Raw genomic sequence first — 1652 nt, 5'->3', positions numbered from 1 at the left:
TAAGAAGCTAACAACTGCTGGGTAAACCCGGCAGTTAAACGGGTAGCTGTCAATTACCCGATGATGTTGCCACTACGAGTAGGAGTGCCTAACGGGTATGTTGGACTACTGTGCCGTCAGACACGTGAGCGACAAGCCTCTGAATTTATTCAGGGGCAATTGACTTGTTTGCATTTAAGGCCTGGGGAGTCCATAATTCGATTTAAAGTAACCGATTTCATAAACGGGGGATGTTTTCATGGCAACCGATTTTTATCAACGTTTGATTGATAAGTATGAACCGCTGACTGAAGCGGCGTTATTAACCCTAATTAGTGTCCGCCAACCGATTAATGGGGCCGATATTCCGGCGAAGATCGAAGCGTTGACGGATCATCAACTGCAACTAGGATTAGGGGCACTATTTACAAATTTACATGCGATGACGCGGGATTATTTAATTAAGGAACAAGTAAGCAGTGATGATGTCCATACTTATGAGATTACAGGGAGTGGTGAAGCAGTGCTGGTGGCCGAACGTGAGCGGTTAGCCTTACTGTCACATTTGCTGGACACACCAGTAAAATGATTATTTTGGGGGGATGAGTGCGGTGCGGCGTTTTCGTATCTTAGTGAAGGGGTCACCACAAGAATTGGCTTGGTTAAATCAACTGGCGAAAAAGGGTTGGTTGTTAACCGCCGTTCATGGGGGGCTGTATGAGTTCAAAGCAGTGACGGCGACGTATCGGGTCTTTACAGAATATGTGCCGGTGGACGTGGCAACCGAGACCACGCCGCAATCAGTCTTTCAATTATTAACAACGGTCACGTTAAAACAACCTGCTGTGCAAGTTGTTTATTCCGCTAGTCAGCATGACCCATTGAAGCAGGCTGACTTGACGTTACTGAGTGATGAAGACACCCAATTGAAAGCGACCTTAGGCTTACGGTCAAAGTTACTCAGTTTAGCGGATGGTTGGACCATTGGTAGTGTCATCTTAATCACCATCTTATTAGCGATTTTTCGCGGTAATGGTCCGGCCTGGTTGTTTAAAGTAATTGTTGGTGTCTGGTTCGTAGTCTGCGCGTGGTTAGTCGTCCAAATCTTGCGGGTCCATCGACCGGCTAAACGGTTGCGGGCCCGGTTGCAAGATTATGATGGGGCATGGCGGCCAACGATGCATGTCTTTTTAACCAATATGTCCGCGCCATTGGACTTGGATAAAGTCGGTAGCTTAGGCAATTGGCGCTTAGTCGGTCAGAGTAAAAAGGGCGCGTATTGGTATGATGTTCAAACCAATGCCAGTCAAGCTGAAATTAAACAAGTGGTTCAGCCAGTTGTGGGCGCTGACGTCAAAGTTGACGTCATGAGTTTCCTAGGTCTGTGGCCGTTGTAAATGAATGAGCGCGTGTCGTAGTTTGACAGGTGCTTTTTTGTTCAGCTGAATATTAATGCTGAGTGATAGTTAGTGATAAGCAGATTAAAGTTGGGTATAATGAAAATAGCAAGTAGCCGGCCACTTTTCAGTGGATTTACCTGAAGTCGCATGAACTGGGCTAAGGCAGTTAGTCCGGCTAATCAACGAAAATATAAAATAATTAGGGCTTGTTTTAAAAGTTAAAATGCATATTGCTTCGTTCGCTTTTCTAAACCTGATATATTATTAGAAAAG

Annotated in this window: 2 protein-coding genes; both read left to right on the top strand. The window is 45.3% G+C overall.

Translation table 11 applies throughout. The features are described 5' to 3' along the window. Positions 1 to 238 precede the first annotated feature (238 nt). A complete protein-coding gene (locus FFM80_RS14420) occupies positions 239 to 568 on the top strand; it encodes a helix-turn-helix transcriptional regulator (RefSeq protein ID WP_137641429.1) in 330 nt (109 codons plus the stop codon). 22 nt (positions 569 to 590) lie between these two features. Next, positions 591 to 1376, top strand: coding sequence for a DUF2812 domain-containing protein (locus tag FFM80_RS14415; protein ID WP_171001128.1), 786 nt, complete (start codon positions 591 to 593; stop codon positions 1374 to 1376). Positions 1377 to 1652 lie beyond the last annotated feature (276 nt).

It is taken from the genome of Lactiplantibacillus dongliensis (assembly GCF_005405105.1).
Classification (GTDB): domain Bacteria; phylum Bacillota; class Bacilli; order Lactobacillales; family Lactobacillaceae; genus Lactiplantibacillus; species Lactiplantibacillus dongliensis.
Note: the sequence above shows the minus strand (reverse complement) of the source record. Positions and strands in the feature narration are given on the sequence as shown.